Raw genomic sequence first — 16,007 nt, forward strand, 5'->3', positions numbered from 1 at the left:
CATTCTTGGGAGCAAGGCATGATTGATTTCAACATACCACCCTACGTGGGTACCGAGATGGACTTCGTGCGTGAGGCGGCAGAGGTTAACCGCAAGATCTGCGGCGACGGTCCGTTCTCGCGCAAGTGCCACGCATGGATGGAAGAGCGCTTCAACGCCGAGAAGGTGCTGCTTACCACCAGCGGTACGGCGGCACTTGAAATGGCGGCGGTGCTATGCGACCTGAAACCTGGAGATGAAGTTATTCTTCCTAGTTTCACCTTCTCGTCTACTGCAACGGCATTCCAGGCTACTGGCGCCACGTTGGTTTTCGTGGACATTCGTCCGGATACCATGAATATCGACGAGCGAGTTGTCGAAGACGCGATCACCGAGCGAACGCGGGTTATTGTTCCCGTCCATTACGCAGGGGTCTCTTGCGAAATGGACACCATTATCGCCATCGCACGCCAACATAGCCTCATGGTGGTGGAGGATGCTGCGCAGGGTGTCATGAGCACCTACAAAGGGCGTGCCTTGGGGACCATCGGGGCGTTCGGATGCTATTCGTTTCACGAGACGAAGAACTATTCAATGGGCGAGGGAGGCGCCATCGTGATAAACGATCCCTCTTTCATCGACAGGGCTGAAATCATTCGCGAGAAGGGTACAAACCGCCAGCGGTTCTTCCGAGGTCAGGTCGACAAGTACACATGGGTCGATCGTGGCAGCTCGTATCTTCAGAGCGATTTGAACGCCGCATACCTGTGGGCGCAGCTGGAGCAAGCGATTCGTATCAACGACGATCGTCTTGAAACATGGCGATTCTATTACGACGCGTTAAGTCCTCTTGCCGAAGCTGGTCGCATTGACCTACCGATAGTACCGAGCGACTGTGCGCACAACGCGCACATGTTCTATCTCAAATGCGCCGATCTTGCCGAGCGTACGGCGCTCATCTCTTTTTTGAAAGAGCGCGGCATCATGGCAGTGTTTCATTATGTGCCGTTGCACAGTTCGCCAGCAGGGCGGGCATTCGGACGCTTTCACGGGGAGGATCGCTATACCACCAACGAGAGTAATCGGCTGGTGCGCTTGCCGTTGTACTATAATATGGCTCAAAAGGACAGGGGGGCGGTCGTTTCCGCAGTGAGGAGATTTTTTGCATGAACTGCGATAACGTGAATTGCCATGAGAGGGTTGAAGCGATACCTAGGCGAATGTCGCTGAGTTTAGCTGCGGCGATTGCCTCGCTTTGTTTCGCAGCTTTGACCTTGATACCGACGGAGGCGCGCGCTGAGGTTGCGGTTACTGATCAGAGCGAGGTTGTAGTTGCTGTCGAGGAAGGATCTTCGGCAATCGAAAACGCTCCTGAGGGCACCGCCGATTCTTCGGGTCAACTTGCTTCAGGCGAGCAAGATGAATCCTCCGACATCCTGGAAACTGTGGAGCCGAACGCCGGATTGGATGATGGCCCCTCCGGGGAAGAGGGGCCTGCCTCGTCAAACGACAATGAGGTCGATCATCCCAACGGCGATGAAGTGACCGATGCTTCCGATATGGAGAATCCCGATGCTTCGAAGGAGCCCTTGTTTGGCGATGAGGCTTCGCTCGGCGATGATGAAAGCAAAGGAAGCGTGTCCGATGAGCCATCTCCTGTACCGAACCCAAGTATCGGTCATTGGGAGGTTCGCGATGTTGGTGACGGCGCGGGCTTGCAGCGCTACTGGATTGACGCTGACGGGAACATCGCCATCGGCCGATTTATCAGCCCAGACGAAGGAGCCGGTTATTGGGCTTACGCCATGTCCGACGGGCGTGTTCTGCGCGGTAAGCTCGATGGCGGGGCGGGGTACGTGTACCTCGCCGATAACGATGGTCGCTTGGCTTCTGGCTCCGGGTGGGTTGTCACGGACGTCTACGATATTGAGTTGCAGCGATATTACCTCGATGAAATCGCGCACGGCGCCCTTTCCGGCTACTTCACCGTAGACGGCGACAACTACTTCGGTCTGGGAGGCCAAGGTTACGTGCTGCGCGGCGTTGGACGAGGCGTTCGGGACGATTGGCTCGTCGCGGACAACGACGGGAAGCTCGCCGCCAGCCGTTGGGTGGTGACCGACGCCTTTGGCCAGGGCCTCCAGCGCTATTGGTTCGACTCGAAGGGGTCCATGGCGAAGGACCGCCTGGTGGATCCTGCCGAGGGTGCCGGATATTGGGCCTATGCCAAGTCGGATGGCATGGTGCTGCGCGGCAAGATGGACGCGGGCGCCGGATTCGTGTACCTAGCCGACAACGACGGGCGTTTGGCCTCCCTTGATGGGTGGCTTGTGACGGGCCTGTACGATGGTGGCGTTCTTCAGCGTTACTTCATAAGTGAAGCCGTGCACGCTGCCCTCTCTAGCTACTTCACCGTAGACGGCGACAACTACTTCGGTCTGGGAGGCCAAGGCTACGTGCTGCGCGGCGTTGGACGAGGCGTTCGGGACGATTGGCTCGTCGCGGACAACGACGGGAAGCTCGCCGCCGGCCGTTGGGTGGTGACCGACGCCTTTGGCCAGGGCCTCCAGCGCTATTGGTTCGACTCGAAGGGGTCCATGGCGAAGGACCGCCTGGTGGATCCTTCCGAGGGTGCCGGGTATTGGGCTTATGCGCGTTCTGATGGCTATGTGGTGCGCGGAAAGTATACCTGCGTAAACGGTGCAGTATATCTTGCCAATAACGACGGCGGTCTTGAAAAACCGGGCTGGCTTGTGAGCGCATCGTATGATAACGGCATTTGGCAGCGGTATTGGATTGACGACGTCACTCGTGCATGCAAAAGCGGCTTGTTTACCGTGGGCGTTGAGGGCTATTACGGCATGCCTGAAGTCGGATACGTTCTTCGTGGATCGCTGACGGTGGGGGCCGATACGTACCGCGCCGATAACGACGGAATGCTTGTCCTCTCCTTTAAAACCATAGCGGACGCTCATGGGGGAGGCGCTGATATCGTAAGTACGTTTGTCGGCGATACCCCCTACCTTTTCCTGCCAGCGCATGCGAGTCTCTCGAGCGTGCCGTTGATGTTCGCTCCTTTTGCAGGTGGGAATAGCTTGCTGCTTTCGCTTGATGGCGCGTATGCCTTTGAAATGTACGAAAGCGGGTCGCCGCTCGACCTGATTGGCCTTGGCGTCCACGACAGCATTCGAACCCTTTTTTTCAAGTCGGCTGAGGGTTCGAAAGTGCGAACTTTGGCCATTATGATATCTGCTGATCTGGGGGCAATGTATTTGGTAAGCTCTGATCCCGTTAACCAAGGTCGTTTCTATGTCGACGGCAGCCCTGATCACACAGCGAAAGCAACTGGCAGTATGCTTTTTGTGAAACCCGATGGCAGCGTAGTGTACAACGGCGAACTAACGCAGATCAAGGGCCGTGGTAATACAACGTGGCGTGTCGGTGATAAAAAACCCTATCAAATCAAGTTAGATAAAAAAACAGATTTGATGGAGACTGGGGAAAAATCAAATAAGGCGAAAACATGGGTCCTCCTCGCGAATGCGAATGACGTTACGCTTCTGCGCAATATGGTTGCTCTCGAACTTGCGCAAGCACTTGGTTTGAAGGAGACTCCAGAATGTAGGTTTGTTGATCTCTACTACGATGGCGAGTATCGGGGCAATTATCTTCTATGTGAGAAGGTTGAGATCAATGGAGGCCGAGTGGATATAACTAAGCTCGAGGATGATATCGAGGACGCTAATCCCGGTGTTGATCTTGGCGAGCTTCCGCTTGCTCGGGGGCAGAACAAATATGGCAATCCCTTCCAGTATGTTCAGGGTGTGAAGGAGCCTGCGGATATCACTGGAGGGTATCTTCTTGAGCTTGACGGTGCCTACTATTCCTCCGAGCGTTGCTGGTTCGGCACCTCGGCGGGCTATTTTGTTGTGAAGGGCCCCGAGAATCTTTCTCTTATCCAGATGCTTTACATTAGCGAGCTTATGCAGGAGGCAATCAATTCTTGCAACGCTTCAGGCACGAATGCTCAAACGGGGCTTGCAGTAGAGGATTATATCGATGTTGACTCTTTTGCGAAAATGTATCTGCTCAATGAATTTTCGAAAAATATCGACTGGTCGGCTTCTTCGACCTATTTCTATCTTCCATCTATAGTGGATTTGGCAAAAGGCTATAAACACGTGTTTTACGCAGGCCCGGCATGGGATTTTGATTCTGCATTCGGCATACGCAACGATGCGCCTACTGCACAAGACCCAGAGGGTTTATGGTATTCCGTTGGATCATCCATATGGTATCTGACTAGCTATGATATCGAGTATTCTGCGAAGCAAATTCTCTCTTCTACGCTTTTGCCTCTTGTTCAAGGAGGTCTTTTGGGGGAATCGGGAGCTCTTCAATCGATTGATTCGCTCGTAGATATGCTCGCGGCATCACAGGCGATGAATCATATGTTATGGGAGTACGCATCTTTCGGGAATTGCTTAGATCCGTATCCGACCTATGAGCAAAATATTGTTTATCTGAAAAACTGGATTGCCGCTCGTGTCCATTGGTTTGCAACAAGTGGTTGGGCGGCGTGAGTGATTCATCCGGGTATCGTTTTCCTTGGTGGTAATTGCTGACTTACTCCCCGTGGGCCATGTCTCACGGGGAAAAGCTGCTCGTCCAAGCAGCTTTTGGTTGCTCCACGCACTCCGAATGCGAGCTACTCCCGAACCGTATCAAAAATTTCTCTTCTCATTAGTTCGGTCCTGTAAGCTTGATTCGGCGACGACAAACAACGGTCTGCGTTTGACTTCGATATATGTTTTTGCCAAATACTGCCCGATAACGCCCAGGCATAGAAGCTGGATACCTCCCACAAGCAAAACGACACAGATGAGCGAGGGCCATCCGGCAACCGGATCGCCGAACAAAGCAGCTCTAACCACTACGAATACAATCGTCAGTAGAGCAATCATGCAGAATAGCAGACCTAGAACAGATGCCATGCTTAAGGGCACTGTAGAGAAGGCTGCTATTCCATCGACGGCGTACAGTATTAGGGACCAGAAACTCCAGCTCGAGTTTCCTTCAGTGCGTTCGATGTTTTCGTACGATATCCACTCTGTCTTAAAACCTACCCAGCTAAATATTCCCTTTGAGAACCTGTTGCGCTCAGACAATTCCAATATGGCATCAACCATTTTCCGGTTCATCAGCCTGTAGTCTCGTGCCCCATCGACTATTTCAGTTTGGGAAATAGCGTTGATCACGCGATAGAACAACTTCGAAAAAAAAGATCGGATAGGAGGCTCGCCTTTTCTGCTGTATCTTCGGGTTGCCACATTGTCGCAGCTTCCAGATGAAACCGTTTCATACATGCGAAAAAGAAGCGATGGGGGATCCTGCATATCTGCATCCATTACGGCGACATAATCCCCTTTGGCAGATGCCAATCCGGCATACATCGCCGCTTCTTTCCCAAAGTTGCGAGACAGGGAGATGTAGTTCACGAGAACGCTTCTGTTCGAAGATGCCTGCTCCTGCATAACCTGCAAGGTGGAATCCGTCGATCCGTCATCAACGAGGAGAACGTCAAGGGAAACATTATGCGCTTTGAATTTGCTTTCTGACTCTTCTTCTAAAGCGTTTAGAAAAAGAGGAATGTTGTCGGCCTCGTTGCGACAAGGGACAACGATCGAAAGCGAAACCTCTGAAACACTCATGCGGTCGTACCTCCATATAAACGATATGCGGCGGAGATATCTCCTCGATACAATTCTTCATGGTCCTTTTTTCCGGAAACAACATGCATCTCATCGAGCACCGCATTCTCATCTTTCGCGTCAGGATACGACGCAATGAATACGATCACGTCGTCCTTTTGCCCATGTCTTTTCAGGTAATCTATCGTGGTGCTGGCAGCTGTGGCTTCGTCTATAAAAAGGACATCATCAAAATGGGCAAGCTCGAACAAGTTGAGCGTGGCAGGTGGATTCACATTGTCTGTCACATAGATGCATGGGGAATCCTTGAAGGGAGAAATCGCTTCTTTTGACCGAGCACATTCGAGATTAAGCCATGATGGCGCGATGGATAATGTGCTGGCAAAAGACGTTAAAATTACTAGTAGGCATATAGAATTTTGGAAAGAGTCCGAATGGGTTATTTTCTTTGACATAGGTGGAGTCGTGGGTGCGGGAGAAGATGTTTTTTCGCTCGCTTTTCTCTCAAAGGCTTCTAAGGCTGCAAACAGAAAGACTACGGCGGTTGTGGAAAGAAGTGGAACCAAGTGATAAATGTAACGAGGCGAGTCATAGGGTGACGTAATTGCTATGGCGATGCAAGCTATCAATGCGGGGAGCAAGACCAAAACAGCAACGTTAAGCCCTGGAAGCCTTTCTTTTGTTTTAGCCTTTTGTGTTAAGGCACCGACAAGGACCGAGACGAAAGCGAGCATACCCACTGCCATGACAGCAGGCGCTTGCGCGATCATTTCTTTCAACAAAGATTTGACTCTGTATAACATGGACATAGGATCGGTTGCGTTTGAGGCGACGGTGCTCCCTGAAACTATGTCGGAGCCAAACAAATGGGTAAAGCAGGCGGGCCAAGCTAAAACAAAAAGGCCTACGCCCCCAAAAGCAAAAATCGAAAACGTTAGAACGTCCTTCCAGCGTTTCTTCCAAAGACAATACAGAACATAAAAAGCAGACAAGATGAAGGTGTAGAACACGAAGAAATACTGCGTCATCAATCCAGTAAGAATCAGAAAGCTGAGAAGAGGGTAATGCCAACGTTTTGGGGCGACAAGCATTTTTGCGACAAGAAGCGCTAAAGCGACTGTAAGAAAAGTCAAGAGCATATACATACGGATGAGCAGAACAGTCGAAAGACCAATGGGGCTTAATCCGTATAGCGCTACTGCGACCGCAGAGAGCAGTCTATTGCCAAAAAGGAAGTTAGACAATGCGTAAACGAGAAACAATGTTGCAGCGAAAAAAATGAGATTTACGGCAAGTCCCATCCATTTGCTGTAAATACCAGGAAAAAAAGAAGAGACCGTATGCAATGCAAAATAAAACAGGGGAGGGTGGACATCTTGAGTTTGGTTGTAATAAACGGAGTCGTATGCAAAAGAATCCCAACCGGATCTATCGACCATGATATAGGAGTTCATCTGCTCTTTTGTCATTACTTTGCCGATTAGATCGCCGTCAGCGACGGATTTCAAAAAAGGTTCATAGTAGCTATTCGACAGCCCATATGAGTAAATTTCATCAAGCGAAAGACCTGCTTTTTCGGAGCAGTAAATGAACGCCGAATAGGCAATAAGAACGGATACGAAGACGAGACAAATAATGCCTGAATTGCCGCCGCTAAGGCCTTCTCTATTAGAAGAACTAGCAAATCGCTTCAACGATACCTCCGAAGCAGGGTCCATTTGGTTGTGCTCTTTATAATACTTTATATCATGGAACAAGAAAGAAGAATGCGAGCTAATTTGGCATGCGATCTTATTTTAGAACGAGGTTGCATGATTGGCTGACGGGCGATGACGTCTCATATTTTTGCTGAAAGCATTGAGAATGGGCGAGTCCTTTCGGTTAAAATAAAAATATCTGGAATTGTTTGTCGTAATATGAAGGGAAACAGGATGGGTCGCTTTCGCGAGCTGGCGGGAAATGCGAAATATATATACAAAGAAGAAGGCCCTAAGGTTTTCATCGACAAACTCGGTTATCACATACGTGCCCGAAGGCACGAGAAAAGCGATCCTCGAGATTTCTATTCTGATGTGCTGTTCGTCAACGGATGCGCCTATTCGGTTCCGCACCCTATTCGCTATCGGGTCGATCACCAGCTTGAACAGCTTAATGCATGTGGCGTGACGGTGAGGAAGGTCGATGAATGGAATTTGACGAACGACTGGTTGCGAACTGCTCGGGTCTTCATCATTTATCGCTGCCCGTACAACGATCGCATTGGAGAGTTCATCGCGCTCGCAAAGAAGCTCAATAAGACGGTGTTGTACGATATCGACGATCTGGTCATCGATACGAAATACACCGACCAGATCAAGTATCTTGACACAATGAGCGTCGAGGAGCGGGCTAGCTACGATGCGGGTGTGGAGGCAATGCAAAAGACCATGCTGCTCTGCGACGGCGTTATTACGACAACGCGCGGCATGGCCGACGAGCTCGCCCATTACATGCCCGTAGTTTACGTGAACCGAAACATCGCCTCCGAGGAAATGGTCTATTTGTCGGAAAGGGCTATCCGCGAGCGAGACACGCTGCCTTTTTTAAGCGAAGAGCAGGTTGACTCTGAAGAAATGCGCCAATGGCGCAATGCGAGGAAGTTGAGCGAAAGCCGTGATGCCTCAAAGGTTCGCATCGGGTATTTCAGCGGCAGCATTACGCATAATGACGATTTCGCTTACGTTCTTCCCGCTATCGTGAGGTTGATGGAAGAACACCCCCAAGTTGAATTGCATATTGCCGGGGAGCTTTCAGTGCCGGAAGAGCTGGAATGCTTTAGAAACAGGGTGGTTGCCGCTCCTTTTATGCCTTGGGAGCGACTCCCGAGGCTTATTGCCGGTATGGACATCAACATTGCTCCGCTCATCGACAACGTTTTCAATCGTGCAAAGTCGGAAAACAAATGGTTGGAAGCTGCTTTGGTCAAGGTTCCCACCGTTGCCAGTAACGTTGGAGCGTTCGCCGATGTGGTTGAAGACGGAGTGACGGGTATTCTGTGCGATTCGTCCGACCAGTGGTACGTGTCGCTCAAGGCGCTTGTCGAAGATGCGGCATTGCGCAAGAAAATAGGGCAGGCGGCATACGACGACTGCATTTCTTCGAAGACGACGGTTACAGCGGGAGCGGGACTTGCAATGTTCATCCGTGACGTTCAAGCCCCGAATATCGCGTTCGCCGTTCCATCTTTTGTGATCAGCGGAGGTAATCTCGTCACGTTCAAGCATGCGAAATTAATGCATGACCGCGGATACGACGTTACGTTTCTCGATGCTGTCGGCGACGATAGCTGGCTTAAAGTCGACTCGCTAGATCTACCCGTGATGAGCCGCTGCGGGCATTATGGAAGTGTAGAGGGATGCCCGATTTCTGGTTACTTCGACAAATTGGTTGCAACATTCTGGGAGACTGCGCTTTTCGTCGAACGATATCATCTGGCAGGTGAGAAATACTACCTCGTGCAAAACCAAGAACAGGGTTTTTATGAGCCGCTCGATTATCGTCGCTCCGGCGCGGCTGCGACCTATTACGCAGATCTATCGTATGTGACAATTTCTCGCTGGTGCCAAGATTGGCTTCGGACAAAATATGGAAAAACGGCGCGGTTTGCGCGAAACGGATTGGATCTCACTGTCTTTCGGCCTGCAGAGCGAGATTATTCGGGGAGAATTCGCATTCTTGTAGAAGGCGATTGCAGTGTTGAATACAAGAATATCGATGAGAGTTTCAGGATCATCGACCTGCTCGATCCTGAGCGCTTTGAGATATGGTATCTCTCCTATAAGGGGGAGCCGAAGCCCTACTACCGAGTAGACAGGTTCTTGCATGCGGTTCCCCACGACCAAGTTGCTTACGTTTACCAGCAATGCCACATTTTGCTGAAAACCAGTATTCTGGAGAGTTTCTCATACCCCCCCTTGGAGATGATGGCGACAGGAGGGGTGTCCGTTGTTCTTTCTAATCCGGGAAACGCTGAATATTTGCGCGACGGGGAAAACTGCCTTCTGTTCGGTCAAGGCGAAGAAGAGCGTGCGGCGCGACTTATTCAATCGATCACGGACGACGAGGAGTTGCGGGGAAAGCTGGTAGCGGGGGGCTTTGAAACCGCTGCCTCGCGTGATTGGGCTAAGCTCGAGGAAGAGATCGTCGGGCTCTACGAATAAGACGCCAAGGCATCGCTGCCTTTAGCTTTCTGACGCGAAAGCCGGATTTGCTTCGAACGGATTATCCCAGTCTTCAATGCTCTTGCCGGCAAGGGCCGTCAGCACTTCTGAGGGAATGGGCGAAAGCTTTGCCGCTGCAAGTGCCTCGCAGGCGTTTTCGATTTCGAAGCGCATTGCGTCGCCATAGTAGCGGGACAACGCAAGTTCGCGCGCGGCATTCCCCATCTCGTTGGTAGCGTCCCGATTATCGTATAACGTCCGGAATGCGGCAAGCCATTCACTGCGATTACGGCAGATCATTCCCGTGACGTTCGTTTCGACTGCCTCTAGGTAGGCAACTGTTGGAGAAGCGCAAGCAGGTGTGCCCACTACGCCTGCTTCGAACACCTTTAAGGCGCTTTTGCAATTCGTAAATTCATCTTCGAGAAGCGGGGCAAGAACAACATCAACGGCAGCTTGCAGGTATTGCAAAGTGACATAGTCCACACGTGGCAAGACCACTACTTTTTCCTGCTTCATTAGTGAGTGGAGTTCATCACTCAAGGTTAACTGGCCGCCGAGCACCAAGCGCGCCTCATTGTTTTCGAGCAGAAACTCAATGAGCGCATCATGAACGAGCGCGAAGTCGTCTTGATGGCTTGACGTGCCACTGAAATATCCGATATCGAAGTGTTTCTTCCGCGTTTTGGGCGTTGCGCTTTTGGATATGGCTTGGGCAATGGCGATTTGCTCGTCGTTGAGGGAGGCATGAACCACATAAGCCGGTTTCCTCTCTTGGCTCTCGAGGATTTTAGCGAAGTACGAAACCGGTGCGAAAAAACAATCGGCAAGCAGCGATGCAAGATGAAAACGAGCCGTAGCCCCTCGCCAAAAATCCTGCTCGAACGAATCTGCCGGATTGTTTGCCATAAGTTTAACTATGTGCGGAGCGGTTGATGCCCCAAGCGCGTTGTCGTCCATTATATAAGCGAGAGGCACCATATGCTGTTTCGCTGTTTCGGCGAGTGTGAGAAGCTCCGGTCGTATACGGCATCGAATCAGCGCTATGGCATTCGCTGAGGCGATGATATCTGCCGCGTCAGCCAGCTCGTCGACGAATAGGTATATGCCGTTCCAGGTGCTTGATCGGTTCAAGTGTTGAGCGACGTTGTAACCAAAGTATCGAAACGTAGCAGAGTCGCCACATGCTCGTTCGTAAACAAGGATCAGGTTCCTTTCCCCCTGTCGGAGCGCGCGCTGCATCGAGGCGATTCTTTCCGAGAGAGGTGAGCTGTTCCAAGGTTCCGGGTCGAAGGCGATATTGGATGGAGCGAATCCCCGTTCTTGAAGATATGAATTCACCCATGCATCTTTTTGCTGCTGGTTTGCGGGGATTATGTTTTCGATTGTGCGGAATGCACCGTGCGGTTGTTCGGATGCGATGATTTGGGAGGATGTTTGCTGTTTTCTAAAAGAGCTTTTTTCGAAGAGCTTTCGCGCTTTTTGTGCGAGAGAACCGAGACTCGTGCGAAACATATTTTCGCTCCTTTTTCGTCGACTCAAACCGCGCAGAGTCGTGTGCAAGTTGATTATCGATTATGATACCCGATCATCTTAATCCGCGGGCGCCCTTTTCTGTTGAGCCTGTGAGCAAATTGGTGTGACCAGCGCAGACGCGCTAAACTACTATTCAGTGTTAATTTGGATGGACGATGATGGTGCTGGGGCAAAGGATCCAAGATTCGTTTGTCTGTGCTGATAGGCAGTTTTGCCGTCAATCTCGCACCGTGTTTTTGATAGAAAGGGCCCTGGCGTAAGAATGAAGATCGAGATTAATGAAATGTTCCGAGGCGACGGCAAAGCGTACGTCCGGCTTTCTGTGGGCGAGCTTGGCAAGGGAAATACCCTTACGGCACATGGCGTATCTTCGCAAGGGTTTGATTTTCCTATTGAAATATATGAATTTTTCCCTGACTCAAATGAAGTAAGTCGTTCGTATGTGGTTGAGCTCCCAATTCTGACGTTGGATCAGATCGTGATCGTGGTTTCCGAGATCACATCGAACGGGGAGGAGCTGTCAAGCTTCGAATTCCCCCTCTCTTCTTCCGCGCTAAAATGGAAGTCTCGGGCAAATTATCTCGCCAATAAAGAGATGTGCGCCAAAATTAAGGATTACGGTCGCGGTGGGTTTTATGAAAAACTTACTATGAACTTTTGGGATTGTATAGCAGATTGCGAGAGTAATATTTTACGCGGAGTGTTATATGAGCCATATTATGAAGATTCCGTTGTTCGCCTAGAATGCATGACGACGGAACTCAAGCCTATTGAAAGCAATGTTGTCTTCTTGCACAATGCAAAATCGGGTATTGCCACATTCGACGATGTGTTTATGCGAGAAATACAGTTTTCCTTGCGTCTTCCCAAAGATGAACGCGACTTGGTTTTCATTTTGCGCGACGAATTCCATCCTTCCTGCGACAGCTTCGAAGCGATCGAGGGTTGGCGATTCGACTCGCTACTTGAGGCCACAAGGAACATAATGCTCGACGCGGCAAATGATCCGTCTTACCCCGAATGGTTTTCGAATCATAAGATAGATCGTGCTGAATACCGTGAGCAACGCAAGACGTCCTTTTCTTGCCAGCCGCGATTCAGCATCATTGTTCCTTTGTATAATACCCCCCTCGGCTTCTTTGAGGATATGATCGCCTCGGTTCGCGGGCAAAGCTATGAAACATGGGAGCTGATTCTTGTCAACGCGAGTCTTGAAAACAAAAAGTTGTCCGACGCGGTCGAGCGAGCGGTATCGGAGGATTCTCGAATAACAAATGTTACGCTGCCGTCGAATCTCGGCATTTCGGAAAACACAAATGCCGGCTTGCGGATTGCGTCGGGGGATTTCGTTTGCTTCCTTGACCACGATGATGTCCTCGAGGTTGACACGCTCTTCGAATACGCCCGCGCGTTGAACAAGCATGATGATATTGACTTGATATATTGCGATGAGGATAAATTACTTCCAGGAGGAGAGGTAGGGCAGCCGTTCTTCAAGCCAGATTTCAGTCCGGATTTACTCCGGAGCCTAAATTATATTTGTCATTTTCTTGCGATTCGTAAAAATGTTCTCGAAGCGCTAGAGCCCAATACGTCGGAGTTCGATGGCGCTCAAGACTACAATATGACCCTTCAGGCTACCGAGCGCGCCCGACGAATTCATCATGTTCCTCGGGTTTTGTATCATTGGAGAATTAATCCAGGATCCACAGCGGAAAACGCGAACAATAAAGCGTATGCTGTCAATGCCGGTATCAAGGCTCTTGAAAACCATTTGACCAGAATGGGCATACGCGCATCAGTGTCCGAAGCGAAACGTCCTACAACTTATCGTGTCGAATACGAGGTGCCCGAGGATAATCCGCTTGTTTCCATTGTTATCCCAAATAAGGATGAATCCGATGTGCTAGATACATGTTTAAAATCAATCATCGAAAAAACGACCTACGATAACTATGAAATCGTGTTAGTTGAAAACAACAGCACTGATCAGAAGACCTTTTCGTATTATGCTCGATTAGGGGATAGGTTTGGAAATAAGGTAAGAGTCGAACATTGGTTGGAAGAATTCAATTTCTCGAAACTCATGAACTTTGGTGCTTCGAAGGCCAGAGGAGACTATTTGTTATTGCTTAATAACGACACCGAGATAATCACGCCAAATTGGCTGGAAATATTGGTAGGTTTGTGCTCGCGCGAAGACGTGGGTGCGGTAGGTGTTCGGCTGTTCTTTATGGACGAAACAGTTCAACACGCAGGAATATGCGTCGACGCGCCCGGTGTTGCAGGACATATCGGACGCGGCTTGCCCAGGGGGAACGCCGGTTATTTTAACCTGGGTGACGTCACGCAGAACTTCAGTGCGGTAACGGCGGCCTGCATGATGACGAAACGACGCGTATTTGACGAGGTGGGCGGTTTCGACGAGGAGTTGGCAGTCGCCTTCAATGACGTCGACTACTGCTTCAAGTTAAGAGAAGCGAATTATCTTATCGTGTATACGCCAGAAGTCGAGTTGTTCCATTACGAGTCGCTCTCTCGCGGTTTGGAGGATTCACCCGAGAAGCAGATGCGCTTCCTTAAAGAGGTGTCCCGCATGAGGTATCGCTGGTCGAACTACTTCGTTTGCGGGGATCCGTATCTCAACAAGAATTTGTGCCAAAGCGGCCCAGGGTGCCTCTTTTATCACTTGTGATTCAAGCAGTTAAGTTTTGTACGGTTGTCTTCTATGCTTTAAAATGTTCAAGTAGGTCGAACCGAAAGGATTGCAGTGAAGGGCATAATACTTGCAGGTGGGTCGGGCACGCGGCTATACCCGCTGACAACCGTCACGAGCAAACAGCTCTTGCCGGTGTACGATAAGCCGATGATCTACTACCCGCTCTCGGTACTGATGATGGCGGGGATTCGAGATATCCTCATCATTTCGACGCCCACGGACTTGCCGAATTTTGAGCGCTTGCTGGGCGATGGATCTCAGTACGGTATCGTACTTTCCTATGCTGAGCAGCCCTCGCCCGACGGGCTGGCGCAAGCATTCATCATCGGCGAGAAGTTCATTGCAGGCGAACCTTGTGCACTGGTGCTGGGTGATAACATCTTTTATGGTAATGGCTTGGGCCGTCATTTGCGCGGGGCGGTTGCGCGCGCTGAAAGTTCCGGTGGTGCTACGGTTTTCGGCTATCATGTGGACGATCCGGCACGCTTTGGCGTGGTCGAATTCGATGAGGATTTCAATGCAGTGTCCATTGAGGAAAAACCGGAGCACCCCAAGAGCAACTATGCGGTCACGGGGTTGTACTTTTATGATTCTCGTGTCTGCGAACTGGCAAAGCGGGTTACGCCGTCCGCGCGCGGCGAACTGGAGATAACGACGCTCAACCAGATGTATTTGCAGGACGGCAGCCTCAATGTGGTCACGCTCGGCCGCGGCTACGCTTGGCTCGACACCGGTACCATGGAGAGCTTGTTCGAAGCATCCGAGTTTGTTCGGGCGGTTGAGCGCAGCCAAGGTCTGTCGGTCTCGGTGTTGGAGGAAATCGCTTTCGAAAACGACTGGATATCTCGAGAGACGTTGTTGGCGGCGGCTGCGCGCTATGGAAAATCAGTTTACGGCCAGCATTTGCGCAAGGTTGCGGAAGGGAAGATCGTCCCTGGCGAGGAGCGCGACGAACGATGAAGATACTAATTACCGGCGGTAAAGGGCAGCTAGGCAACGAACTGCGGCGTTGCCTAAAAACCATGAAGGCCGAGATAGGTTCCATTCCTGAAGAGTATGTAGGCGCGCAGGTTGATTGCATTGACTACGATGCTCTGGACATATCCGATCCGCACGCCGTGCATGCATGGTTTGCCGAGTGCGGTCCCTACGATCTGGTGATTAATGGCGCTGCTGTTACGAACGTCGACGGATGCGAGCGCGACGAGGCCAGTGCTTTGCATGTGAATGCATTTGGTCCGGAAAACTTGGCGCGCGAATGCGAGCGTTGCGGCGCGAAGCTAGTGCAAGTTTCCACCGATTACGTTTTCGCGGGCGATGATCCCAACTTGCGGGTTGAGGATGATCCCGTGCGCCCGATCTCGGCTTATGGGCGTACGAAGTGGGCGGGTGAGGTGCTTGCCGTTGCAGCGTGCAGCCGCACGTTCGTGGTACGCACGGCGTGGCTCTATGGATACGTGGGCAAGAACTTCGTGAAGACCATGCTACGCCTGGCACATGAAAACGGCAATATCTCGGTCGTATCCGACCAGATGGGAAACCCCACTAATGCGAACGATCTCGCTTATGAGATCTTGAAGCTCGCCGCGACCGAGACTTACGGCACTTACCATTGCACCAATGAAGGTACCTGCAGCTGGTTCGACTTTGCTTCCGCTGCGGTGGACTTGGCGGGACTCGCTTGCGAGAAGGAACCGCTTACCAGCGCAGAGTACAAAGCACGCTTCCCGCAGAGCGCTGATCGCCCTGCCTACTCCAGTTTGCGCAACCTGCATTTGGAGGAGACGATAGGGAATGAGATGCGACCTTGGCGAGAGGCTTTGGAAATGTATATGACGAACTTACAAGAATTGGGGGACTGAC

Annotated in this window: 9 protein-coding genes; 6 read left to right on the forward strand and 3 right to left on the reverse strand. The window is 51.0% G+C overall.

Annotated features, from left to right (window positions below; all coding sequences use genetic code 11):
• Nucleotides 1–18 precede the first annotated feature (18 nt).
• On the forward strand, nt 19–1,149 hold the full coding sequence (gene rffA / locus HCH03_RS06765) for a dTDP-4-amino-4,6-dideoxygalactose transaminase (RefSeq protein WP_221688875.1): 1,131 nt from the start codon (nt 19–21) through the stop codon (nt 1,147–1,149).
• Complete coding sequence (locus HCH03_RS06770; protein ID WP_221688876.1) at nt 1,146–4,562, forward strand: CotH kinase family protein; 3,417 nt, start codon at nt 1,146–1,148, stop codon at nt 4,560–4,562. The genes rffA and HCH03_RS06770 overlap by 4 nt, the downstream gene beginning before the upstream one ends.
• Nucleotides 4,563–4,703: 141 nt before the next feature.
• On the opposite strand, the gene HCH03_RS06775 is transcribed toward HCH03_RS06770, so the two are convergent.
• Together HCH03_RS06775 and HCH03_RS06780 are read right to left on the reverse strand one after the other, a co-directional pair.
• Complete coding sequence (locus HCH03_RS06775) at nt 4,704–5,690, reverse strand: glycosyltransferase family 2 protein (RefSeq protein ID WP_221688877.1); 987 nt, start codon at nt 5,688–5,690, stop codon at nt 4,704–4,706.
• Entirely contained in the window at nt 5,687–7,408 is a 1,722-nt protein-coding gene (locus tag HCH03_RS06780) for a glycosyltransferase family 39 protein (RefSeq protein WP_221688878.1), read from the reverse strand. The genes HCH03_RS06775 and HCH03_RS06780 overlap by 4 nt, the downstream gene beginning before the upstream one ends.
• Nucleotides 7,409–7,621: 213 nt before the next feature.
• On the opposite strand from HCH03_RS06780, the gene HCH03_RS06785 reads away from it, so the two are divergent.
• Nucleotides 7,622–9,889 (forward strand): glycosyltransferase, encoded by a 2,268-nt coding sequence (locus HCH03_RS06785; RefSeq protein ID WP_221688879.1) that lies wholly within the window; start codon nt 7,622–7,624, stop codon nt 9,887–9,889.
• A 21-nt stretch (nt 9,890–9,910) separates the two neighbouring features.
• On the opposite strand, the gene HCH03_RS06790 is transcribed toward HCH03_RS06785, so the two are convergent.
• On the reverse strand, nt 9,911–11,404 hold the full coding sequence (locus HCH03_RS06790; protein ID WP_221688880.1) for a glycosyltransferase: 1,494 nt from the start codon (nt 11,402–11,404) through the stop codon (nt 9,911–9,913).
• Between the two features lie 283 nt (nt 11,405–11,687).
• On the opposite strand from HCH03_RS06790, the gene HCH03_RS06795 reads away from it, so the two are divergent.
• The 3 genes from HCH03_RS06795 (at nt 11,688) to rfbD (ending at nt 16,006) form a co-directional block, all read left to right on the forward strand.
• Entirely contained in the window at nt 11,688–14,120 is a 2,433-nt protein-coding gene (locus HCH03_RS06795; RefSeq protein WP_221688881.1) for a glycosyltransferase family 2 protein, read from the forward strand.
• Nucleotides 14,121–14,195: 75 nt separating this feature from the next.
• Nucleotides 14,196–15,104 (forward strand): glucose-1-phosphate thymidylyltransferase RfbA, encoded by a 909-nt coding sequence (rfbA, locus tag HCH03_RS06800; protein ID WP_221688882.1) that lies wholly within the window; start codon nt 14,196–14,198, stop codon nt 15,102–15,104.
• A complete protein-coding gene (rfbD, locus tag HCH03_RS06805) occupies nt 15,101–16,006 on the forward strand; it encodes a dTDP-4-dehydrorhamnose reductase (protein WP_221688883.1) in 906 nt (301 codons plus the stop codon). The genes rfbA and rfbD overlap by 4 nt, the downstream gene beginning before the upstream one ends.
• The last annotated feature ends 1 nt before the right edge of the window (nt 16,007 follow it).

Source organism: Gordonibacter massiliensis (ex Traore et al. 2017), assembly GCF_019731765.1.
Taxonomy (GTDB): domain Bacteria; phylum Actinomycetota; class Coriobacteriia; order Coriobacteriales; family Eggerthellaceae; genus Gordonibacter; species Gordonibacter massiliensis.